Annotated in this window: 22 protein-coding genes; 5 read left to right on the forward strand and 17 right to left on the reverse strand. The window is 58.4% G+C overall.

Annotated features, from left to right (window positions below; genetic code table 11):
- Positions 1-224 precede the first annotated feature (224 nt).
- The 3 genes from ACA070_RS11990 to ACA070_RS12000 all read right to left on the reverse strand — a co-directional run bounded on the left by ACA070_RS11990 (position 225) and on the right by ACA070_RS12000 (position 2,953).
- A complete protein-coding gene (locus tag ACA070_RS11990; RefSeq protein ID WP_497451291.1) occupies positions 225-656 on the reverse strand; it encodes a hypothetical protein in 432 nt (143 codons plus the stop codon).
- A gap of 79 nt (positions 657-735) precedes the next feature.
- Entirely contained in the window at positions 736-1,227 is a 492-nt protein-coding gene (locus ACA070_RS11995; RefSeq protein ID WP_497451292.1) for a hypothetical protein, read from the reverse strand.
- Positions 1,228-1,480: 253 nt separating this feature from the next.
- Entirely contained in the window at positions 1,481-2,953 is a 1,473-nt protein-coding gene (locus ACA070_RS12000; protein WP_497451293.1) for a hypothetical protein, read from the reverse strand.
- Between the two features lie 129 nt (positions 2,954-3,082).
- On the opposite strand from ACA070_RS12000, the gene ACA070_RS12005 reads away from it, so the two are divergent.
- Positions 3,083-3,505 (forward strand): hypothetical protein, encoded by a 423-nt coding sequence (locus ACA070_RS12005; RefSeq protein ID WP_497451294.1) that lies wholly within the window; start codon positions 3,083-3,085, stop codon positions 3,503-3,505.
- A gap of 53 nt (positions 3,506-3,558) precedes the next feature.
- On the opposite strand, the gene ACA070_RS12010 is transcribed toward ACA070_RS12005, so the two are convergent.
- From ACA070_RS12010 to ACA070_RS12040, 7 genes are all read right to left on the reverse strand, one after another.
- Positions 3,559-3,852 carry a response regulator gene (locus ACA070_RS12010; RefSeq protein ID WP_497451295.1) on the reverse strand — a complete coding sequence of 98 codons (294 nt, stop codon included), beginning with the start codon at positions 3,850-3,852 and terminating at the stop codon, positions 3,559-3,561.
- Between the two features lie 678 nt (positions 3,853-4,530).
- Positions 4,531-4,749, reverse strand: a complete 219-nt coding sequence (locus tag ACA070_RS12015; protein ID WP_497451296.1) for a PLD nuclease N-terminal domain-containing protein — start codon at positions 4,747-4,749, stop codon at positions 4,531-4,533.
- A gap of 174 nt (positions 4,750-4,923) precedes the next feature.
- Positions 4,924-6,339 (reverse strand): purine-cytosine permease family protein, encoded by a 1,416-nt coding sequence (locus tag ACA070_RS12020; protein WP_497451297.1) that lies wholly within the window; start codon positions 6,337-6,339, stop codon positions 4,924-4,926.
- 283 nt (positions 6,340-6,622) lie between these two features.
- A complete protein-coding gene (argE, locus tag ACA070_RS12025) occupies positions 6,623-7,774 on the reverse strand; it encodes an acetylornithine deacetylase (protein WP_497451298.1) in 1,152 nt (383 codons plus the stop codon).
- Entirely contained in the window at positions 7,771-8,448 is a 678-nt protein-coding gene (locus tag ACA070_RS12030) for a DUF1028 domain-containing protein (protein WP_497451299.1), read from the reverse strand. Before ACA070_RS12030 ends, argE begins: the two co-directional genes overlap by 4 nt.
- Before the next feature lie 157 nt (positions 8,449-8,605).
- Positions 8,606-9,022, reverse strand: a complete 417-nt coding sequence (locus ACA070_RS12035) for a RidA family protein (protein WP_059405554.1) — start codon at positions 9,020-9,022, stop codon at positions 8,606-8,608.
- Between the two features lie 25 nt (positions 9,023-9,047).
- Complete coding sequence (locus ACA070_RS12040) at positions 9,048-10,358, reverse strand: flavin-containing monooxygenase (protein WP_497451300.1); 1,311 nt, start codon at positions 10,356-10,358, stop codon at positions 9,048-9,050.
- 266 nt (positions 10,359-10,624) lie between these two features.
- Here ACA070_RS12040 and ACA070_RS12045 point away from each other — a divergent pair, with 266 nt between their 5' ends.
- Positions 10,625-11,608, forward strand: coding sequence for a GlxA family transcriptional regulator (locus ACA070_RS12045; RefSeq protein WP_497451301.1), 984 nt, complete (start codon positions 10,625-10,627; stop codon positions 11,606-11,608).
- Between the two features lie 201 nt (positions 11,609-11,809).
- Here the strand turns inward: ACA070_RS12045 and ACA070_RS12050 are convergent, their stop codons facing one another.
- Together ACA070_RS12050 and ACA070_RS12055 are read right to left on the reverse strand one after the other, a co-directional pair.
- Positions 11,810-12,298 (reverse strand): copper chaperone PCu(A)C, encoded by a 489-nt coding sequence (locus ACA070_RS12050; protein ID WP_497451302.1) that lies wholly within the window; start codon positions 12,296-12,298, stop codon positions 11,810-11,812.
- Positions 12,298-12,903, reverse strand: coding sequence for an SCO family protein (locus ACA070_RS12055; RefSeq protein WP_497451303.1), 606 nt, complete (start codon positions 12,901-12,903; stop codon positions 12,298-12,300). Before ACA070_RS12055 ends, ACA070_RS12050 begins: the two co-directional genes overlap by 1 nt.
- Before the next feature lie 465 nt (positions 12,904-13,368).
- Between ACA070_RS12055 and ACA070_RS12060 the strand changes: the two genes are divergently transcribed.
- Together ACA070_RS12060 and ACA070_RS12065 are read left to right on the forward strand one after the other, a co-directional pair.
- Positions 13,369-13,569: a YbdD/YjiX family protein gene (locus tag ACA070_RS12060; protein ID WP_497451304.1), complete on the forward strand. Its 201-nt coding sequence runs from the start codon at positions 13,369-13,371 to the stop codon at positions 13,567-13,569.
- 191 nt (positions 13,570-13,760) lie between these two features.
- Positions 13,761-14,567, forward strand: coding sequence for a hypothetical protein (locus ACA070_RS12065; RefSeq protein ID WP_497451305.1), 807 nt, complete (start codon positions 13,761-13,763; stop codon positions 14,565-14,567).
- A gap of 39 nt (positions 14,568-14,606) precedes the next feature.
- Here the strand turns inward: ACA070_RS12065 and ACA070_RS12070 are convergent, their stop codons facing one another.
- From ACA070_RS12070 to ACA070_RS12090, 5 genes are all read right to left on the reverse strand, one after another.
- Entirely contained in the window at positions 14,607-15,350 is a 744-nt protein-coding gene (locus ACA070_RS12070; RefSeq protein WP_497451306.1) for a hypothetical protein, read from the reverse strand.
- Between the two features lie 253 nt (positions 15,351-15,603).
- Positions 15,604-15,852: a hypothetical protein gene (locus tag ACA070_RS12075; protein WP_497451307.1), complete on the reverse strand. Its 249-nt coding sequence runs from the start codon at positions 15,850-15,852 to the stop codon at positions 15,604-15,606.
- A gap of 191 nt (positions 15,853-16,043) precedes the next feature.
- Positions 16,044-16,469 (reverse strand): hypothetical protein, encoded by a 426-nt coding sequence (locus tag ACA070_RS12080; RefSeq protein WP_497451308.1) that lies wholly within the window; start codon positions 16,467-16,469, stop codon positions 16,044-16,046.
- A 336-nt stretch (positions 16,470-16,805) separates the two neighbouring features.
- Positions 16,806-17,711: an alpha/beta fold hydrolase gene (locus tag ACA070_RS12085; protein WP_497451941.1), complete on the reverse strand. Its 906-nt coding sequence runs from the start codon at positions 17,709-17,711 to the stop codon at positions 16,806-16,808.
- Positions 17,712-17,825: 114 nt separating this feature from the next.
- Positions 17,826-19,502 carry an MFS transporter gene (locus ACA070_RS12090; protein ID WP_497451309.1) on the reverse strand — a complete coding sequence of 559 codons (1,677 nt, stop codon included), beginning with the start codon at positions 19,500-19,502 and terminating at the stop codon, positions 17,826-17,828.
- A 342-nt stretch (positions 19,503-19,844) separates the two neighbouring features.
- Here ACA070_RS12090 and ACA070_RS12095 point away from each other — a divergent pair, with 342 nt between their 5' ends.
- Positions 19,845-20,513 (forward strand): ATPase, encoded by a 669-nt coding sequence (locus ACA070_RS12095; RefSeq protein ID WP_497451310.1) that lies wholly within the window; start codon positions 19,845-19,847, stop codon positions 20,511-20,513.
- The last annotated feature ends 237 nt before the right edge of the window (positions 20,514-20,750 follow it).

The raw sequence follows: 20,750 nt of genomic DNA on the forward strand, positions 1-20,750 counted from the left end.
CCTGTTACGGATCTTTGATGACCGTCAGCCCGTTCTGATCAGGAACAGGTCAATCCAGAGAATCTACAAAAATAGTACAAATTCGGCTTTTGCGTTGATTGGGGAAGGCGGGTAGCGGGAAATACAGGTCATGAATAACCCGCAGTGACGCAACCAGAAAAAGGTGACAGATTTAAATAAAAGACCTGTCACCTTTTTCACGCAGCTGTCGCTGTGCCGTTCAGCTAAGGCGCCATGGATTTGCACTGATTGCGCAGACCGTTGTCCTTGATGTTCTGGCAACCTCCGGAGCCTTGCTGGGCCTTGCAGTAATTGCGCTGGTCGTCATCGCGAATGTTTCCACAGTCACTCGTACCTTCTGTTTGCGCTTTGCAGGCATTGCGCATGTCGTCGTTCTTGATGTTTTGGCAACCGCCGGAGCCTTGCTTGGCCTTGCAATAGTTGCGTTGGTCATCATCGCGAATGTTTCCACAATCACCCGTACCTTCCGTTTCCGCTTTGCAAGCGTTGCGCTGGTCGTCGTTCTTAATATTCTGACAACCGCCCCGGCCCTCACGCGCCTTGCAATAGTTACGCTGGTCATCGTTGCTGATGTTTTCGCAACTGGCGTAAACGTAGCTGCTGAACATCAGCATCACTGCGAGTATTAGTCTCATTGCACACTTCCTTGATTGCCAGGGAGCCGCATGGCGCGGAGTGACCCAGGATGAATGGGGATTCGGATGAGCCGTGCACTTAGTGATTCAAGGCATTACATTGGCTGCGCAGGTCGCTGTTACTGATACCCGCACAGCTCCCGTTACCTGCTTTGGCATTACAGTAGTAGCGCTGGTCACTGTCACTGATGCCCGCACAACTGCCGTTGCCGGTCTCCGCATTACAAGCATTGCGCAAATCTGAGTTATTGATACCCGCACAGCTCCCGCTACCTGCTTTAGCATTACAGTAATTGCGCTGGTCCCTGTCACCGATGGCGGCACAACTGCCGCTGAAGTTGCCGGTGCCACTGCCACTGCCTCTGACGTTGACGCTGCCGTTGCCTCTGACGTTGACGCTGCCGGTCTCCGCATTACAAGCAATGCGCAAACCTGAGTTACGGATACCCGCACAGCTCCCGCCACCTGCTCTAGCATTACAGTAGTGGCGCTGGTCACTGTCACTGATGCTGGCGCAACTGGCGTGGGCATACCCGCTAAGCATCAAAAGCACTGCAATAATCAGTCTCATCACACACGTCCATGGTTTTCCAGGAAACAGCCTGGCGCTGGTTGGCCCACTGATTGATGTTGTGGTGCGCCATCATATCGACATCAGTTTGTAGATAAGTTCCAAGGCTCAAAAGGAGGGGCGAGCAGGGCGATAAAAATGCCCGTATCCAAGGAACGGGCATTTTGTTTTCCAACGAGGGGTGACCCGACATCAGGTGGCAGGTCTATTTCAATAAATAGACCTGCCATCGTTTCTCGAATGGCCAGTCAACTCAAGATTCCACCACCTCAATCGTCCATTCGCCCAGCACGTTCTTCGTGACGTATTGGAACGGCACAAACATTCCATACGCTTCGAGGTAGACGTAAATGTCGGTGCTGTATTGGTAAGTATCTTTTATGCAGCTGATTACCTTGGCCGTCCCGGTCAAACTCGGGTGATAGGTGCTGGCGGGTTTCTGCGACTGCACCTCACAGCTGTATCTGTCGTCGACCGGTACCAGGGCTCTGGGGCCTTTCCCGCCGTTGGTATATCGAAACTGCATATCCTGCGCGGTATATCGCAGGAGTGCGCCGACCGGCATGTTCGCCCAATCGCCCTCGAAGCTGAGGTTCGTCAGCGTCTTTTTCTCGATCGTTATCTCACCTGCACGAGTTCTGTATTTACTTTCACCCAAGTCAATCAGGCCTCGGAAAGTGGCTTTGACCCACTGACTTCCTTGCTTTTCAAAACGTTCCGTCAGTTGATTGCCCGCCTCGCCAGAAAGGTATTTCGAATCACGCCCGTTGAGCCGCACGCCTTCATCTGAATACTGTCTTGGCTCGGAGTGATCCTTGAACACCCGGCGCAGGTGCTGAATAGTTTTCTCCGGTTTGGGCATATTCAATGCCTCGATGGCTTTCAACACCGGGGCGGCAACGACGGGGACCGGTAATTCGAAAGGCGACTGCTCACGCCCTTCAAATGGTTTGTATTGGTCCAAAGACTGCGGTTTGCCACAGGCCACCTGAACCAACTGACGCTCATCGACTCCGAGGCTTTGCAGGCCGATGGCTTTAAGATTTTTCTGCATGCTTCCAGCGAGCACACGACTATGAGTATCAAGGTAGAAACGGCTTAACTCGGTCAGTTGTTGCAGGGCGCAGTTGGCCGTCCACCGCTGGCGTACCTGCCCATACAAGACTTTTCCGTCGGGCACCAACATTTCGCCGGGCAGTACCCGAGCCGTCCAAAAAGTCACCTCATCACCTTTTACTTTCAGGCTGCTGCGGTCGATCATCTGCCAATCCTGATGCTCGGGTGCTGACAACACGCGCCATTGAGGAGGTGTTGTCTGGGCGCACACCTGTTTCAATTGCGCACTTTGCAGGTACTGGCTCTTTTGTTCAGCAGGCAATTGCCAGGATTCCCCCGAGCGCCCCCTCGGGTTGGCGGCGAATAGCGACATTCTCCCTTTGTTGTAGTAAGTCATTTGTGCATCCGGCTGGCTGCAGTGGGCGTCGAAACGTGCCAGATAGTGCAGTTCCGGACTGGGGGACGAAGTCACTACATAGGTGATCCGATCTCCCTCGCGCACGATCGAGTTCGGCTCGGGTGTCTCGAACAGCACACTGTTGAAAACCGTAAAACCCGGCTTGGGCTCGGATGTTGTGATTTGAGCGGGTTTTGTTGCTTGGCATCCAGAGAGGATCACGGCAACGGTCAGCAGTGAAAAAAAGGTGGAAGGGCGGGACGTGGCATCCATGCGGGTGTACTTCATTGAAAGAGTGATGGCATATTAACATGAGTGCTGGCTGCCAAATAGAACGGTGCTTATAGCGACAAACAGGCCTCTGGATTTCAGGGCTGCTACTCAAATTATGGAGAGGCAAGGATGACTGGAGAGGTTTTGAAGTCGAAGTTGGTCAATTTCCTGGTGGCCGATGCCGAGGTGAACTATGACAACGTCGACGATTTATATTCCATGGCTGAGGCTGGCAATGTGGACGCGTTGGGCGATGTGCTGGAGGCCTTCAAGGAAGCATACGGAGGACTTTGGGTTGGCGGGAAGATGGTGCTGACTCAAACCGCAGTTCACTTGAGCGCAAATGCCATGAACCGCCTCGTTCAGGATGGGACGCTGGATGTTGAGCTCCCACTGGCATTAGTTCGAAAGGTCACTATTGAGGGTGGGTTCATGACGAAGATCATCCGTTTGGATACCAGCGCTGGTAGCGTTAAATTCCGCTGTTTTGGTGCGAAGGACGTCGCTGCGTTGATAGAGAAGATGATCCTCTCGCCAACTCGACAGGCCTGAATAGAACAAAAAACCCGCAACTCAATGCGGGTTTTTTTACGACTCAACTCTGATCACTGACTCTTTGGTACATCAAACCCACGCTGTTCAATCATCCGAAACACATCGCTCACATCCTGGACCATGATCCGGGCGATATTGGTCACGGTGTTGATGTCGTGTTCGGCGTAGTCGGGGAGGCTGGTGCAGGCCATGAGGTTGAGGTATTTGAGGACGGCGTTGAGGCGTTCGCTTAGGCAATTGTGGAGTTCGCGGAGTGGAGCGTCGTAGTCGATGAGCAGGACGGGGTAGTCGGTGGCGAGTTGGGACATTGGGGTGAAGCGGCGGGGTGGTTGTTGAGTTGTCATGGTGTAAATCCTAATAAAAGAAGAATTACCACCGTTTGCTGCGAAACAAATTGGGTGGCAGCTGTGCGCGGGTTCGCAGACCGGAAGATTTACACCAAGAACCGGCAGACCCTAGGGTCTCCCACGCACAACCGCCATAAAACATTTTGCAGCCGGAGCCGGCTGCATCATGCCTGACGGTACTTTGGTGTCAATCTTGAGGGCTGCGAAACCCAATCGCTAACTTTGGTCAGCGATGGGTCGAATATAGGCGTCGATTTTGGGGGCTGCAAACGGGGTTGTAGGACGTAAATCCGTGTTTTGTGGCTGATGGTGGAGACTGCGTTTAGCTGAGAAGCTGATGTGAATTCAGAGGTTGTTTAGTGCCAGGTGGACCGTGCGTGCTGGATTTGCGGCCGCTGCGCAGCCGAACGCAGGCTTCGCCAGCTGCTACGGGACGTGGGCATGTTTAAAAGTTTGGTGGGGTTTGGGGCGGCTTCGCCGCCTAGCGGGAGCAAGCTCCCTCGCCACAGAGGGTGGTTTCCTACATGATTTTCGGAAGGGAAAATCAAAAGGTTTTTGGCTTTTGGCGGACCCTCACGCTGATCAGATGGCCAGAAACAACAAAGCCCCGAATCGTCGGGGCTTTGTCATTTTGAATTGTGCAGTTTTCACATTCTTATCGCGGACCATCCGACGTCATTGTCTAGCCTGCGGCGAATGCGGATTGTGCCCAGTGTGCTTCGGTCCGGCCAATGCCCACGCCACCAACCCGATCAGCGGCACAAACACGATCACTACGATCCACAAGAGTTTGTTGCTCGATTTGCCTTGGGCTTTGCGCACTCGGTTGATGGCCCATAGCTCGATCAGCAAAAGAACGGCTGTCAGTACGATCCAGATTGTTTCGATTTGCATTGGTCACCCTCCAGATAGTCTTTTTGTTAGGTGGGTTGTGGTGGGCGGGGTTCATTTAATTTTGGGGAGACGTAAGCGGGGTTGCTCGCGATGGTGGGCTGGCAGGCCAATCCATATTGGCTGTCAGGGCCTCATCGCGAGCAGGCTCGCTCCCACAGGGGATTGGGGGATTAGTTAGATTGAGTTGGCCAGTTTTCCGGTTGAGAGGCGGCGTTTGTAGGCGGTGTCGCGGTTGGCCAGCCAGTAGTAGAGCGGGGAGGTGATGAGCAGACCGACAAGCCAGGACAGGTCAGCGCCGTTGATGTGTTCGGAGATAGGCCCGACGTACAGCGGCGTGTTCATGAACGGAATCTGCACCGCAATCCCGATCGCATACGCCAGCAACGCCTGCGGGTTGTACCGACCATAGATCCCGCCATCGACCTTGAAGATCGAGTTGATGTCGTACTGACCTTTGTGAATCGCATAGAAGTCGATCAGGTTGATCGCGGTCCACGGCACCAGCACGACGAGCAGCACCAGCACCATGTCGACGAAGTGGCCGATGAAGTTGGCGGACGCGCCGACGGCGGCGAAGCAGCAGGCGGCGAGGATGACTACCGAAAGCACGGCGCGGCTTTTGGCGGTGGGGATCCAGCGGTAGGCGAAGGTCTGGATCAGGGTGATCAGCGACAGCACGGCGCCGTAGAGGTTGAGGGCGTTGTGGCTGATGACGCTGAGCAGGAACAGTACGAGCATCAATGGGCCGATGGAGCCGGTGGCGAGTTTGACGGCGTCCATGGTGTCCATGCCAACGGGCGTGGCGAGAACGGCGACGGCGCCGAAGATGAACGAGAGGCTGGAGCCGAGGACGGTGCCGAGATAAGTGGTCCAAAACGTTGCGGCGACGGGCACGTTAGCCGGCAGGTAGCGCGAGTAGTCGGAGACGTAGGGCGCGAAGGCGATTTGCCAGAGCGCGGCGAGCGACGCGGTGGCGAGCCAGCCGGAGATGTTGAAGCTGCCACGGGTGAGGAAGTCGGCAGTCTGCACGTGGGTGAAGATGTAGCCGAAGCCGAGCACGATGCCGGCGCCGAGCACCCAGGTGCCGATGCGGTTGAGCACATGGATGAAGCGGTAGCCGATGATGCCGATGATGCCCGAACCGAGGGCGCCGATGACGATGCCCACCGGCACCGGGACGCTGTCGACTACGCCGTGCAGGGATTTGCCGGCGAGGACGATGTTGGAGGCGAAGAAGCCGATGTACATGATGCCGGCGATCAGCACCACCAGCAGCGCGCCGAGGGAGCCGAACTGGGCGCGGCTCTGGATCATTTGCGGAATGCCCATCTGCGGGCCTTGCGCCGAGTGCAGCGCCATCAGCACGCCGCCGACCAGGTGGCCGACGAGGATGGCGACGATGCCCCACACCAGGTTGAGGTGGAACATTTGCACGCCGAGGGCGCCGGTGACGATAGGCAACGGGGCGATGTTGCCACCGAACCAGAGGGTGAACAGGTCGCGGGTTTTGCCGTGGCGATCTTCGGGCGGCACGTAGCCGATGGTGTGTTTTTCGATGAGCGGGGCGGCGGTTGTTGCTGTGGTAACCATGACGGACTCCAAGGCAATTTGAGTACGTGGACGTACTTCGGTGAGCGCTGCACGGGGGCGACGCTTTTCTTGTTGGAGTTGATGATGTGCGGTGGGGGCGGATAGATAAATTAGTAAGATTGTGGGTATAGACGTTAAAAAATGTAGGTCGATTGGACGCCGAAAAACCTGTGGGAGCTAGCCTGCTAGCGATAGCGGTTTGACAGTCAACAATGATTTGGCTGACAGATCGCTATCGCTAGCAGGCTAGCTCCCACAGGGGTTTTGGGGGTTCAGATCTTTGTTATTCAGTGATCGATAGCAGCATCCGTTGCAACATAGCGTCGCAGGTGGTGAGTTGTTCTAGGCTGACGAATTCGTCGGGTTTATGGCCTTGATCCATGCTGCCGGGCCCGCAGACGACGGTGGGGATTCCGGCGGCGTCGAACAGGCCGCCCTCGGTGCCGAACGCTACCGTACCGAATTCTCGGGAACCGGAAAATGCGGCGATCAACTCAGCCGCTTCGCTGTGCGCATCTGTCGCCAAACCGGGGTACGCCGACAACTCGCTGAATCGAATCTCACTCTGCTCACTCACCGCACGCATGCGCGGCAACACCTGTTGCTCGGCATAAGCCTTCAGCTCCTGCGCAACCTCACTCGGATCATGCGAAGGCAAGGCGCGGATTTCGAAATCGAAGCGGCAATCGGCGGGGACGATGTTCAAGGCTTTACCACCGGAAATCACCCCGGTCTGCACGGTGCTGAACGGCGGATCGAACCGCGCGTCGTGATGCTCGGGCGCTTTGAGGCGATGACCAATCCGTCCCAGTTCACCGATCAGTTCAGCGGCGTATTCAATCGCATTGACCCCAAGCGGGGCGTACGCCGAATGGCACGCTTCACCCTGAATGTCACAGCGCATCGCCAGTTTGCCTTTATGCCCGAGCACCGGTTTCAGTTCGGTTGGTTCGCCAATGATGCACAGCATCGGTTTGACCGGTCGCTGCTCCAGTTCCGCCAGCAACGAACGCACGCCGAGGCAGCCGACTTCTTCATCGTACGACAGCGCGATGTGCACCGGCAGCCGCAGGGTGGCCTTCACCAGCGACGGAACAAGGGCGAGCACGCAAGCGATATAGCCTTTCATGTCCGCCGTGCCACGCCCGTACAGCTTGCCGTCGCGCTCCGTGAGTTCGAACGGCGCAACGGTCCACGGCTGGCCGTCGACGGGCACCACGTCGGTGTGCCCCGACAGCACGATGCCCGGTCGATTCGCCGGGCCAATGGTCGCGAACAGATTGGCCTTGCTGCGCTGCTCGTTGTAGATCAGTTCGCAAGGCACATCGAAACTCGCGAGGTAGTCGCGGACGAACTCGATGAGGTGCAGGTTGGATTCGCGGCTCGTGGTGTCGAACGCCACCAGGGTTTGCAGCAAATCGCGGCTGGTGCTCATCGGTCGTCTCCGGCGACGCCGTAGCCCGGGGATTTGTCGGGGGCAAGGGCGCGGTCGATGTAGTCCTGCACTTGTGGGCGATAAGCGTCCCAGAGTTTTTCCAGCTGGCCGATGGGGTTTTCGTCAGCCCAATCGACCCGCAGGTTGATGATTGGCCATGTCAGTTCGCCGACCACCACCATCGCCGCCGAATGCACCGGTCCGGCTTCGCCACCTGCGGCGATGGCGGCTTTCATCGCCGCGAGCAAGCGGTCGGCGAGTTGACCTTCGCCGTGTTCGAACGCCTCGACCATGGCCTCGATCACCGAACGGTCCGCGAGCATGTTGCCGGCGGCGACGCATTGTTCACCGGACACGGCGTTGTGGTTGCCGAGGGTTTGTGCGCCGCTGAAATGGGCGGTCTGGCCGAGGTGGTTGATGGCGGTGATCTGCCGGTACTGGCTGTAGCCGTTGCGGGTCAGGACTTTGTCCAGCGCCTCGGCCGGGGCGAGGCCTTGCTCCATGAGGGCGAGGACTTCCGGGCCTAACGACGGCAGGGTGATGTTTTGTGTGGAGACGGCGCCGACACCCGGCAGCAGCCAGGGGCAACGGGCGCCGACGGCGATGCTGGAGGAACTGATCGCAATGCCGAACTGACCGGTTTCGGGGCAACGGGCGGCGATGGAGAAGGTCATGGGTTTTGCTCCTTGGGTGGCCTTGGCAAATGAGGTGTCTGGGCGGGCCTCTTCGCGAGCAAGCTTCGCTCCTACAGAGGATCGTGGTCGTGCGTGAAATCGAGATCTACCGTAGGAGCGAAGCTTGCTCGCGAAGGCCGCAACTCGGTGAACCTGCTTACTCAGGAATCACCGCAATCACATCAATCTCCATCAACCACTGCGGCTGCCCCAGCGCCGACACCACCAACCCGGTCGAGATCGGAAACACACCTTTGAGCCACTTGCCCACTTCCTGATACACCGGCTCGCGATACCGCGGGTCAATCAGGTACGTCGTGGTTTTCACGATGTGGCTGAGGTCGCTGCCTGCCTCTTCCAGCAACTGCTTGACGTTGCGCATGGCTTGCTCGGCCTGGGCACGCGGGTCACCCAGACCCACCAGTTTGCCTTCGAAATCAGTCCCGACCTGGCCACGGACATAAACGGTGTTACCGGCGCGGACTGCCTGGCACAGGTCGTTGTCCAGGCTCTGGTTCGGGTAGGTTTCCTTGGTGTTGAACATGCGAATTCGGGTATGGGTTGGCGTGGACATATGAAGCTCCTGAAAAGAGAAAGGCTTAAGCACTGACCGTGGTTTTATGGCCGACCGGGGCCTGTTCAGCCTCCCGTTGCGCCGCGTCGTGGTAGTCGAGGTAAGAGCGCTGAATGGCGATGTGATCAGCCACGTACTTGGCGTCATGCCAGACACCCCAGATGAACGAAGAGCCGCGACGGGACTGCCACGGCAGGCCGAGGAAATACACGCCAGCCTCGCTCGATACACCTCGCTGATGCTGCGGCTTGCCGTTGTCGTCGAAGGCATCAACCTTGAGCCAGCTGTAATCTGTGGCAAAACCGGTGGCCCAGATGATCGAGGTGACGCCGGCCTTGGTCAGGTCGAGCTCAAGAATCGGCTGGGTGACGCACTCCGGATCCGGGAACACGTGGCGCGCTTCAGGTTCTTCCGGCAGGTCCAGACCGTTGCGTTCGATATAGGCGTCGGCGGCATTCAGCAGCGCCAGGTAGTTCTCATCGCCACGCGCCAGATTGTCCGCTAGGTTCGGCTGGAACGTCGCCACGCCACCGTTGAACGATTGGGTCAAACCGACCAGCGTCATGCCGCGATGGGCCAAGCCACGGAAGTCCACCGTGCGGCCGCCATGGGCGCCGCTGACCGCGATGGTCACGTGTTCCCGACCCGGTTTCATCGCCGCCTGATCCCACTCGCCCAGCACACCCAGCCACCAGCAGAAATCACGGTTGCGATAAGCGCGAGGAGGGCGGTCGTGGGCGCCAACGGAGAGGTAAACCTTTTTGCCGGCACGCTGCAACTCGTCGGCAATCTGCACGCCGGAAGAGCCCGCGCCGACCACCAGCACCGCGCCTTCAGGCAGTTGCGCCGGGTTGCGGTAGTCGGCCGAGTGGATCTGCAGGAAGGGTTGATCGTGCGGTGCAATCGGCGGGATGACCGGACGCTGGAAAGGCCCGGTGGCCGCCACCACACGATTGGCTTCGATCACGCCTTCGGAGGTTTCAATGGTGAAGCCCGGGCGACCGACATTGCGTTCGACTTTCAGCACGTCCACGCCGGTGCGGATCGGTGCGTTGAATTTCTTCGCATAGGCTTCGAAGTAATCGGCGACGCGCTCTTTCGGGGCAAATTCGTCGGGACTGAGGTCGTCAAAATCAAGACCTGGAAACCGGTCGTGCCACGCCGGACCATTCGCCACCAGCGAATCCCAGCGCCCGGTACGCCAGCGCTCGGCAACACGGTTGCGTTCCAGCACCAGGTGCGGCACGCCGAGTTTGCTCAGGTGTTCACTCATGGCCACGCCAGCCTGACCGGCGCCAACAATCAGCGTATCTGTTTTTATTTTTTCAGTGGTCATCTCAATGCCCTTCGAAGTTGGAGTGAGGTCGCGAACGGCCTGCCATTTCTTGGGCTCAAGACTAGGGATGACCCTGGTATCGGTAAAATATTATTAAGCTGGCATTTGAGTATAAATAACTGAGGCAGAGCGTTATCCAGCGTTCCATCAAGGCGCGTGGATACGCCAACGTGGCGCTGCGGGGTAACATGGCGACCAAGACAACCGGTTCGGTAACGTAATGGAGTGGGGCGAGATTGATCGAACGACGCCAATTTAGCGGAGGCATGAAGGGCAAAAACCTTCGCTATCTGAATGAACACCCTGATGGGACCCAACAAACGGTCCGCGCCGGATTTCTGCTGCTCGAGCATTTCTCGCTGCCCGCGTTCACCCAGGCGCTGGATACGGTAATCACGGCCAATCTGCTACGCCCCGACTCGTTCTCTTCCCGCACGTTCGGCTTGAATGAAGGCGAGGTCGTCAGCGATCTGGGCCTGGTCATCCGGCCCGATGCGCGCATCGATTGTGCAGCGATCAAAGCGCTGGACCTGCTGGTGATTTGCGGCGGCTACAGGACAGAACTCAAGGCCAGCGAAGGCTTGATCAGCCTGTTGCGGACGGCATCAGACCAGGGCGTCAGCCTGGCCGGGTTGTGGAACGGTGCATGGTTCCTGGGGAAGGCCGGTTTGCTGGACGGTTACCGTTGCGCGATTCACCCCGAGCATCGCCCCGCGCTCGCGGATTTCTGCAAGGCGACGCAGGTCAGCAGCGAGCCTTACATCATCGATCGAGACCGGCTGACGGCGTCCAGTCCTTCCGGCGCCTTTCACATGGCGCTGGACTGGATCAAAGGGCTGTATGGCAAAGCACTCGTCGAGGGGATCGAGGACATCCTGGCATTCGAGGAGTCCCGCTACCGACGCATCAAGCCGACTGAAAATGTCTGTGTGAGCGCGCCATTGCGCGAGGTGGTGAAGCTGATGGATGCCAACCTCGAAGAACCTTTGGAGTTGGAGCAACTGGCGGTTTACGCCGGTCGCTCACGTCGACAACTCGAGCGCTTGTTCAAGGAGCAACTGGGCACCACGCCACAGCGGTATTACATGGAGCTGCGGATTACCGAAGCGCGGCGGCTACTCCAGCATACGGAACTGTCCCAGGTAGACGTGCTGGTGGCGTGCGGCTTTGTATCGCCGAGCCATTTCAGCAAGTGCTACAGCTCGTATTTCGGCTACAGACCTTCGAAGGAAAAGCGACTCGTTAAATAGGACCAGCCGAGCATAAACCCTGTGGCGAGGGGGCTTTTGTGGTGAGGGGATTTATCTGTGGCGAGGGGATTTAGCGAAACGTCGCACCGCCCCGTTCGGCAGCGAAGCGGCCCCCAGCGTCTATTCAGACAAACCGAGTTGTCTGGATTTACGACTGCTGCGCAGCCGAACGGGGATAAATCCCCTCGCCACAGGACAGCCTTAATGCATGTTGCTGTGGTCAGCCATGCCAAGTGCCCGGGCCTCGGCGTCTACCTTAATTGTCTCTTTCTCGCCCTTGGCGTTTTCCACGGTCAGGGTCAGGGGGACTTTATCGCCTTCCTTCACCTGCGCCGTCAGGTCCATCAACATCACGTGGTAACCGTGAGGATCAAAGCTCACCGGTTTGCCGGCCGGCAGCGCGACGGTCTCGACCTGACGCATGCTCATCACATCGTCTTTCATGCTTGATTGGTGTATTTGAACGGTTTTGGCGACAGGCGATTGCACGCTGAGCAGCTTGCTGTCGCTGTCGGCTTGCAGGGTCATGAAGGCACCGGTCGACGGTTGGCCGGCAACGGTCGCGCGGACCCAGGCGTCGTCCACTTTGGTTTGAGCGGATACCTGCCAGGCCATGCCGATCAGGGCGCATCCCAGGATCAATTGCTTGGCACGTCGCGAGAAAGCGGTGTTTGCGCAGATCGAATTCATTAGCAGACTTCCATGACGGTGAGCAGGTCTTCTGCGCACTCTTTAGCCGTAAGGGACGCGGACAGCCCCAGGCGCAGGTTGCCCCGAGAGTCGAAGACGTAGCTGGTCGCGGTGTGAGAAAGGGTATAGGTCGAACCGCTGGGGATTTTTTCGAAGAACACGCCGAACTCTTTGGCGGTGGCGGCGGTTTCTTCCAGCGTGCCGTGCAACGCCTCGAAACTCGGGTCGAACGATTTGACGTAGGCGTCGAGCATTTGCGGTGTGTCGCGTTCGGGGTCGAGGGTGATGAAGATCACCTGCAGCTTCTCGCCGTCGCGGCCCATCAGTTTCTTGGCCTGCGCCGCACGGGCCAGCGTTGTGGGGCAGACCGCCGGGCATTGGGTGAAACCGAAGAACACCATCGGCATCAGGCCGCGATAACTGGTGAGCATCTTCGTTTCGCCCTGGGCGTCTTCGAGCTTGAAGGTACGTCCCATGATCTTGTCGCTGAGGTCCTTGCCGTATTTAAACGACAGCTTGGGGCCGTCATCGCAGCCGGCGAGCAAGCCAAGACTCAACAAGCCCATACCGCGCAGGACCGTGCGACGGGTAAACAACGTACTCATGGAAAAACATTCCTGTGTTGCGACGTGAAATCTGTAGCGCCTGATGTATCAGACGAAAAAAACGCGTGGATATTAACAAACTGTGACCGTGCTTCGCTCATTGTTGGACGAGGGGTGGTTTTGGTACAGGTGCAGAAATCGCAAAAAACTACGGATCAGCAGAAAAACGCAGACCACCGACGTCCCTGCCTTAACGCGATCCCCTGTAGCAGCTGCCGAGCAGCGCGAGGCTGCGTTCGGCTGCGAAGCAGTCGTAAAATCGGGCAGTGCGGTGTGTCAGGTAAACCGTGTTCTCTGATTTTACGACTGCTGCGCAGCCGAACGCAGCCTCGCGCTGCTCGGCAGCTGCTACAGGGTATGCGTTGCGGTTGATGGCGGGTATTGGACACATTGCCGCGCGGACACATTCCAGATACATAAGTGCGCTTTCATGGCCCTGTCCCCCCTCACAATGAGAGCGTTGCCATGTTCCGCAAACTGCAGCAAGCCGCCCGACTGCTCAGCCAGAGCGCGCGTTTGATGATCGGCGTCCCCGATTACGACAATTACGTCGCCCAGATGGCGCTCAAACACCCGGAACAGCCGGTGATGAGCCATTCGGCGTTTCTTCGTGAGCGTCAGGAAGCCCGCTACGGCGGCAAGCAATGCACGACGCGCTGCTGCTGAAAACCGCTCGCAACGCGGCAATCAGCACAATATCTTCGCCATTGCGTTACGGCTGCTAAGCTTCGACGTTGCAGCGTCCGTGCCTTAACGGGATCGGGCGCTGAGCGTGGCCATGGAGTACGACTTCAGTATCAATATCCACTTCAACAGGGGTGGCGAGCGATTGTCGGTAACCTGCACGGAGGCAGGCAATGGTGATCAAGCACGTAGGCAATGCGAGTGCCGAGGGCGTTCCCGAGCCCCTCGATCGTGAAGAGGTAGAGCGGGTGCTGGCGCTGTTGCTGGCCAGTCCGGTGTTTGCCAAGTCCAGGCGCATGGGCAGTTTGCTGCGTTTTCTGGTCGATCACGACCTTCAATTTCCCAATATTGCGCTCACCGAGCACGCCATCGGCATTGCGGTGTTTCGCCGTGACCCGGCGGTTTACTGCACGGGCGACGATCCGGTGGTGCGCGTCCAGGTGGGCCGGTTGCGGCGCAAGCTCGCAGCTCATTACGCCACCCTGGGTCAGCAAGACCCAGTGCGTCTGAGCCTACCGGCTGGTTGTTATCGCCTGGCTTACCAGCGGCTCAGACCCAAAAGCCTCGCGACTCGCCATCCGGTCCTGCAGATTCAGCCGTTTACCTGCATCACCCGCGACGGCGATGACTTTACCCGGGGCTTGTGTGAAGAGTTGAGCTGCCGGCTGTTCGAGTCGTTCGAGCAGACGCAAAGCCATGGCAACCATGTGTTGATGAAGGTGCCACGCAACAGCGTCAAAGCACTGGACGTTGTGCGGGCGGGGCGCGGTAACTATTCCCTCGAGGGCAGCGTGCGGGTGGAGCCGAGCCGTGTCCGGGCATCGGTGCGCCTGATTGATGTCGCTCAGGGGCGGATCCGCTGGTCAGAGCAGTTCGATCGCAATCGACCTTATGGCATCGCGACCCAGGAAGACCTGGCGGAGTCGATCTGTCGGTCGTTGACGGGTTATTTCGCCCGGGGCGGCGGGGACGTTTCCTGAGGAGAAGGGGCAACCGCGAGGTTGCCCCCGGTGCGACGATTACACGGTTTTCCAGGCACCGTCTTCGTACAGGCGGGTGGCATCGTTAACGACGGTCAGGTCGATTTCGATGGCCTTGGACCGCGAAGTGCTGAACATGGTGCTGGTCTGCACGTTCTGTTCGAACCACACGAGAATGGTCTCGACAGGGGTCAAAACGGTATTGCCGGTGACCACCTGGTTCGTGGCGACGTAGATCGGGGTGCTGACCTGCTTGCCGTCGATGCCGACCGACAATTGGTTGATGCCGGGGTGAATCGGGCCGTATTCGTTATCCAGGGTAATGGAAATGTCAGGGCCTCCGGTTACCGACGGGCCCAGCAAACCTTCCGGGCTGAGTACCGATTGTTGACCCAGGCCGATCGTGACGATGTTGGTCGAGACCTTCACCGTCACGTCAGCCTGAAAAGTATTGGACCCGAACAGCTGGTACTGAGGTGTCCAGCTGAAGCCGTTGTTGCTCAGGTACTTGTCATAGGACTGCCAGACCACGTTATAGGCTTCGTTACCGACTTTCTTGGCAAAGCACAGCTTGTAGCCTGACTGCTTGAGCAGGGTCAGGTCATCGGGTGCGATTTCGATCGTGACCGACTTTTGAGTGGCTGCCAGGGTCGACGTCAGCACCTTGCTGTAGTCCGACGTTTTCAGGCTGGTCGGGGCGAGACTTTGGAACGAATTGAAGGCCTCTTGCACATTCTTGTGAAGTTGCAGAGCTTGATTGCTCACAGCGCTCGACTTACTCATGGCTTTCCTCTTCCTTGGTTGTGTTAGGCAATCAATGGGCAGCGGGCAGCGAATCCGACAAGTGATCGGGCAGCACCCTCTAAACACATTGACGGCTTCACAGTAGGCGCAGGATTCAGGGCGGCGAAGTGTCTTGGCGTTACAGCGGGGAGGGCGGTTTAAGCGGCAAGGTAACAGGCTGAGTAACCGGGTTGTATCAAGGGCTCTGTGAGTTGAAACAACGGGGCGGTCGTTCGACCGCCCCGTTGTGACTTCATGCAGCTGGGCTACTCACCTTCGCGTCGGCCCAGACAAAGTTCCAACTGGTCCGTTTACCCTTGGCAATCTCGATCAGCTTGTTCTCATACACGGTGTGATTAACCGTGCCGGTGTAAGTCAGCTTCCGGGCCGCGTTGGTCCCGGTGACATCGCCGGGTTTGCCGCCAGAGTCGGTCATGGCCTTTTTCATATCGGCTTCCGACGGGGCACTGCTCTGGTTTTTTTCAACGGTTACGAAATTCATGGTGTCACCTCTTCCGTGATGGGGGGATCGGCGCACAGTAGGGTCGAGACGTTTTCTCGACCCTGCCCACACACCGAAGCCAATACTTTATTGGCCTGCCGCGCACCGCAGAAGTGACAACACGGTCGATAAGGTAACAACGCGGATACTGCAAAAAGGGCGATGTAACGGCTACGTATCAGCCCGTGACATCACTTCGCTTTCCAGTGCCCACCGCCCGATTCGCAATCAATCTTCGATTGATTCAAGTGTTCCGCGCCGTAGTAATACGTGGTGACTTGGGCGTTGTCGGGAATATTCAACGACTTGCTGTTCTTGTCCTTGCTGGTGGAGTGGGGGTTGGCCAGCGATTCTTGCGTCAAGGTCGCGATGCACGCGGCCTGATAGTGATCGTCGCACTGTTCGACTTTTTTCTTGGTGCTGGTGAGCATCTCCTTGCTCTCGTTGCTGCATGACCAATCGATGGCGTTCACCGGCATGCCTTCGTACTCATAGCAGGTATGGGACTCGACCACCGGAACGGAAGGGCTTTGGGATCGGGTCAGGACGTCACAGCCTTCAGCGAATACCAGCGTGGGACTCAGGCTGGCGAGCAGAAACAGCAGTCTACGGTTCATCGGGATTTCCTCTCCAATGGCGCCGCTCGTGATCAAAGATTGGCGCTGATAGGGTTTCGAAAACACGATGAGGTGTGGGGTTCAATTCGTTTTGTGATTCGCTGGGCTGTGAAGCCACAACACATGGATCTGCCTCGAACCCTGTAGCAGCTGCCGAGCAGCGCGAGGCTGCGTTCGGCTCGGTCCGCGCTCGGGCGCAGCAGTCGTAAATCCTGTGCACGCGGTTTACCTGATAGACCGCAGTGCCTGATTTCACGACTGCTGCGCCCGAGCGCGGACCGAGCCGAACGCAGCCTCGCGGTGCTCGGCAGCTGCTACACAGGACGAGTTGCGGCTCTACTGCGTAATAAACTCGCGAATCGCTTGAATGGTCGGCGTCGGCGCTTCTTCCATCAGCCAATGCCCCGCCCCCGGAATCACCACTTCCGTCACCGTGTCCGCCGCGTTGCGCATCACGATCGCTTCGTTATTCCCAAAGGATTTTTCACCGCCGATGGCCAGCACCGGCATGGTCAGGCGGGTTTTCATCGACGCTTCGTTGTCCACCGCGTCCTGACGAATGCTGCGGAACTGCGCGAAGGCCGCGTGCATGGCGCCGGGGCGGGCATAGAGTTTGGCGTAGTGCTGACGGGTCGCTTCATCGACCTTGCTCGGGTCGCCAGCGAACTCGTTCCAGAAGCGGTCCAGGTAGATGCGCTCACGACCGGCGACCAAACGTTCGGCATCCGGCCCGCCAAAGTCGAAGTGCCACAGCATCGGTGAGCGAACAATCTCGTTCCAGGGTGGAATGCCCGGCACGGGCGCGTCCATCACCACCAGGCGATCCGTCAGCTGCGGATAACGCGAGGCGTAGGCGAAGGCGACCATGGTGCCGATGTCGTGGCCGATGACCACCGCGTGTTCGATCTTCAATGCTGCCAACACCCCGCGAATGTCGCCCGCCTGGGTTTTCTTGTCGTAGCCGCTGTCCGGGATCGACGACAAGCCCATGCCACGCAGGTCCGGGACCACGACGGTGTGGTCCTTGGCCAGGTCTGCTGCCAGTGGCGCCCACATGTCGCCGGTGTCGCCGAAGCCATGCAACATCACCACGGCCGGGCCTTTACCGCCGACGCGCACATGAATTGTCGCGCCTTCGACCGGGATGTCCTGAACACGAAAACCGGCAGGAAAGGGCGTCACCCCGGCATGGGCCGGGATGCTCAGTGCAAGCAGAAAAGCGCTCAACAGGATACGGATCATCACGGTGCCCCCCGTCAGTGCCCGGGGAAGGCCCGAAGCAATGTGGATGAGCGTAGACCGTTTGACCCGTAGAAGAAGTGCCCTCTCGCTCGCACAAGAGGGCAGGTGCCAGACTCAGGTGTGGTGAATCTCCCGATCCTTGGTTTCCGGCATGAAGAATATGCCCAGCACGGCCGTCATCACGGCGATGATGATCGGGTACCAGAGGCCGTAATAGATATCACCCGTGGCCGCGACCATGGCGAACGCCACCGTCGGCAGGAAGCCGCCGAACCAACCGTTGCCGATGTGGTAGGGCAGTGACATCGAGGTGTAGCGGATGCGCGCCGGGAACAGTTCCACCAGCCAGGCGGCGATCGGGCCGTAAACCATGGTCACGTAGATCACCAAGATAGTCAGGAGCAACAGCACCATCGGGTAGTTGGTCTTGGCCGGGTCGGCTTTCTCGGGGTAGCCGGCTTCTTTGAGCGAGGCGCCGAGGGAAGCGGTAAAGGCATCGTTCTTGGCTTTGAAGTCGGCGGCCGGCATGCCGGTGCCCTCGAAGCTCTGAATCACCTTGTCGCCGATGCGCACCTGCGCGACGGCACCCGGCTCGGCCTTCTCGTTCTTGTACGGGATGGCCCGCTTCGCCAGCACGGTTTTGGCGAGGTCGCAGGAGCTGGTGAATTTGGCCTTGCCCACCGGGTCGAACTGGAACGAGCACTGGTCGGGATCGGCGATCACCGTGACCGGGTTCTTCTCCTGCGCGACGAACACGTCGGGGTTACCGTATTGGGTCAACGCATGGAAGATCGGGAAGTAAGTCAGCGCTGCGATAATGCAGCCGGCCATGATGATCCCTTTGCGGCCGATGCGGTCGGACAGGCTGCCGAAGATGACGAAGAACGGCGTGCCGATCAGCAGCGAGCCGGCGATCAGCAAGTTGGCGGTCTGCGGGTCGATCTTCAGCGTTTGCAGGAGGAAGAACAGCGCATAGAACTGCCCGGTGTACCAGACGACAGCCTGGCCGGCGGTGCCGCCGAGCAGGGCCATGATCACGATTTTGAGGTTGTCCCAACGGGCAAAGGATTCGGTCAGCGGCGCCTTGGAGGCCTTGCCCTCAGCCTTCATCTTCAGGAACACCGGCGACTCGCTGAGCTGCAAGCGGATGTACACCGAGACGATCAGCAGCAGAATCGACAGCAGGAACGGAATGCGCCAGCCCCAGGCCTCGAAGGCTTCGGTGCCGAGGATCGTCCGGCAAGCAAGGATCACCAGCAGCGAGAGGAACAGGCCGAGGGTCGCCGTGGTTTGAATCCACGAGGTGAAATAGCCACGCTTGCCTTTCGGCGCATGCTCGGCGACGTAGGTCGCTGCGCCGCCGTACTCGCCACCCAGGGCCAGACCTTGCAACAGGCGCAAAGTGATCAGGATGATCGGCGCCGCCACGCCGATGGTCGCGTAGCCGGGCAGAAAGCCCACGATGGCGGTGGAGATACCCATGATCACAATGGTGATCAGGAAGGTGTGCTTGCGCCCGATCATGTCACCCAGTCGGCCGAACACGATGGCACCGAAAGGACGCACCGCGAAGCCTGCGGCGAACGCGAGCAGCGCGAAGATGAAGGACGTTGTCTCATTGACGCCGGCGAAGAAGTGCTTGGCGATAATCGCGGCCAGTGAGCCGTAAAGGTAGAAGTCGTACCACTCGAACACGGTGCCCAGGGACGAGGCGAAAATGACCTTGCGCTCCTCCTTGGTGATGCCGTGGTGGGGCGCACTGCCCGTGGAAGTGTTGTCGATTGCGGCCATGAGTCTTCTCCGTCGTTCTTGTTATAGGCCGGAGTACCCCATTACCTCTTTTCCGCACCCAGGCCCTTGGGCTGATGTTGTCAGATTACGGATTGCGCGAAGCATGCACACAGGTTGACGGCCTCGCATCGCTGCAAGGTTTCCTGAAGCATAATCGGCTTCTCGCAGATATCCACTCGCCATCACGCTCAACCGTTGGATCAGGCGCTGGGTCATGCCGCAAGCCTCACTTCGCAACCATTCGTTTGATCAATAATCACCATCAAGGAATGCAAGTTCAGTTTTATTGTCATGAGAGGAGGATAGCGTCATACCAAAGTCGCCTCTGAAGGAACCTGCGCGATGAGAATCTCTACCTTGCTGGCCCTTGTCGCCGTATTAACCGGCAGTGTTGCCGCCACCGTGCCGGCTTTCGCGGCTGACCCGTCGTGCCATTTCCTTCCGGTGGCCGACAGCCCCGCCAGTTTGCAGCACACTCAATCGGTGGGCGTGCTCTACAGCGAAAACACCCTCAACACGATCGAATACCTTGAGCAGTACCATTCCGTCGCGCTGAACGGCGCGAAGAACCCTGCGCTGGATTCGCGCATCAGCAACGCCTTCGTCAACAGCTCCGATCCGAAACGGGCGATCAACTGGCTGATGGGCTCGCTGCAAAAACAATTCGCTTCAGTGACCGTCTACGACAACCTCGACGCGGTGGTGCAAGCCCATCCGGATGTGGTGGTGATGCTGGACACCTACAGCCGCCTGGTGTCCAAGCGCAACAACCAGGTTGAAGCGCGTTTCCTGGCCAAGTTCTACGACTCGAACCTGCAATACATTGGCAAGGCCGAAGGTTCACGTGAACAGCAAATGCCTTCGGTGTGGGTGCATGGCAAGGCAGCGCCGGAAATTGCTGCGCAGATTGACCGGCAAAACGTGGTGCAAGTGAATGCGCTGAAGCAGTTTGATGCGTCGTTAAAGGCACTGGTGACGTCTGGTAACGGGGCGCAAGTGGCCAGCAACTGAAGCATTCAAAGTGATCCATCAAACCGCCAAACCCTGTGGCGAGTTCCACACATCGGTCTGACCGACCCCTCGCCACAGCACTTTATGATCTCCACACATTGGTCTGACTGCCCCGCACCTGTGGCGAGGGAGCTTGCTCCCGTTCGGCTGCGCAGCAGTCGCAAAGCCAGTACACGCGTTTCACCTGAATGACCGCGATTGCAGTTTTGGGGCCGCTTCGCGACCCAGCGGGAGCAA

The sequence above is a fragment of the Pseudomonas sp. LBUM1678 genome, assembly GCF_059695575.1.

Coding starts and splice junctions, on each gene's coding strand:
- ACA070_RS11990 (WP_497451291.1), bottom strand. CDS start 656: ATGAGACTAATACTCGCAGTGATGCTGATGTTCAGCAGCTACGTTTAC.
- ACA070_RS11995 (WP_497451292.1), bottom strand. CDS start 1,227: ATGAGACTGATTATTGCAGTGCTTTTGATGCTTAGCGGGTATGCCCAC.
- ACA070_RS12000 (WP_497451293.1), bottom strand. CDS start 2,953: ATGGATGCCACGTCCCGCCCTTCCACCTTTTTTTCACTGCTGACCGTT.
- ACA070_RS12005 (WP_497451294.1), top strand. CDS start 3,083: ATGACTGGAGAGGTTTTGAAGTCGAAGTTGGTCAATTTCCTGGTGGCC.
- ACA070_RS12010 (WP_497451295.1), bottom strand. CDS start 3,852: ATGACAACTCAACAACCACCCCGCCGCTTCACCCCAATGTCCCAACTC.
- ACA070_RS12015 (WP_497451296.1), bottom strand. CDS start 4,749: ATGCAAATCGAAACAATCTGGATCGTACTGACAGCCGTTCTTTTGCTG.
- ACA070_RS12020 (WP_497451297.1), bottom strand. CDS start 6,339: ATGGTTACCACAGCAACAACCGCCGCCCCGCTCATCGAAAAACACACC.
- argE (WP_497451298.1), bottom strand. CDS start 7,774: ATGAGCACCAGCCGCGATTTGCTGCAAACCCTGGTGGCGTTCGACACC.
- ACA070_RS12030 (WP_497451299.1), bottom strand. CDS start 8,448: ATGACCTTCTCCATCGCCGCCCGTTGCCCCGAAACCGGTCAGTTCGGC.
- ACA070_RS12035 (WP_059405554.1), bottom strand. CDS start 9,022: ATGTCCACGCCAACCCATACCCGAATTCGCATGTTCAACACCAAGGAA.
- ACA070_RS12040 (WP_497451300.1), bottom strand. CDS start 10,358: ATGACCACTGAAAAAATAAAAACAGATACGCTGATTGTTGGCGCCGGT.
- ACA070_RS12045 (WP_497451301.1), top strand. CDS start 10,625: ATGAAGGGCAAAAACCTTCGCTATCTGAATGAACACCCTGATGGGACC.
- ACA070_RS12050 (WP_497451302.1), bottom strand. CDS start 12,298: ATGAATTCGATCTGCGCAAACACCGCTTTCTCGCGACGTGCCAAGCAA.
- ACA070_RS12055 (WP_497451303.1), bottom strand. CDS start 12,903: ATGAGTACGTTGTTTACCCGTCGCACGGTCCTGCGCGGTATGGGCTTG.
- ACA070_RS12060 (WP_497451304.1), top strand. CDS start 13,369: ATGTTCCGCAAACTGCAGCAAGCCGCCCGACTGCTCAGCCAGAGCGCG.
- ACA070_RS12065 (WP_497451305.1), top strand. CDS start 13,761: ATGGTGATCAAGCACGTAGGCAATGCGAGTGCCGAGGGCGTTCCCGAG.
- ACA070_RS12070 (WP_497451306.1), bottom strand. CDS start 15,350: ATGAGTAAGTCGAGCGCTGTGAGCAATCAAGCTCTGCAACTTCACAAG.
- ACA070_RS12075 (WP_497451307.1), bottom strand. CDS start 15,852: ATGAATTTCGTAACCGTTGAAAAAAACCAGAGCAGTGCCCCGTCGGAA.
- ACA070_RS12080 (WP_497451308.1), bottom strand. CDS start 16,469: ATGAACCGTAGACTGCTGTTTCTGCTCGCCAGCCTGAGTCCCACGCTG.
- ACA070_RS12085 (WP_497451941.1), bottom strand. CDS start 17,711: ATGATCCGTATCCTGTTGAGCGCTTTTCTGCTTGCACTGAGCATCCCG.
- ACA070_RS12090 (WP_497451309.1), bottom strand. CDS start 19,502: ATGGCCGCAATCGACAACACTTCCACGGGCAGTGCGCCCCACCACGGC.
- ACA070_RS12095 (WP_497451310.1), top strand. CDS start 19,845: ATGAGAATCTCTACCTTGCTGGCCCTTGTCGCCGTATTAACCGGCAGT.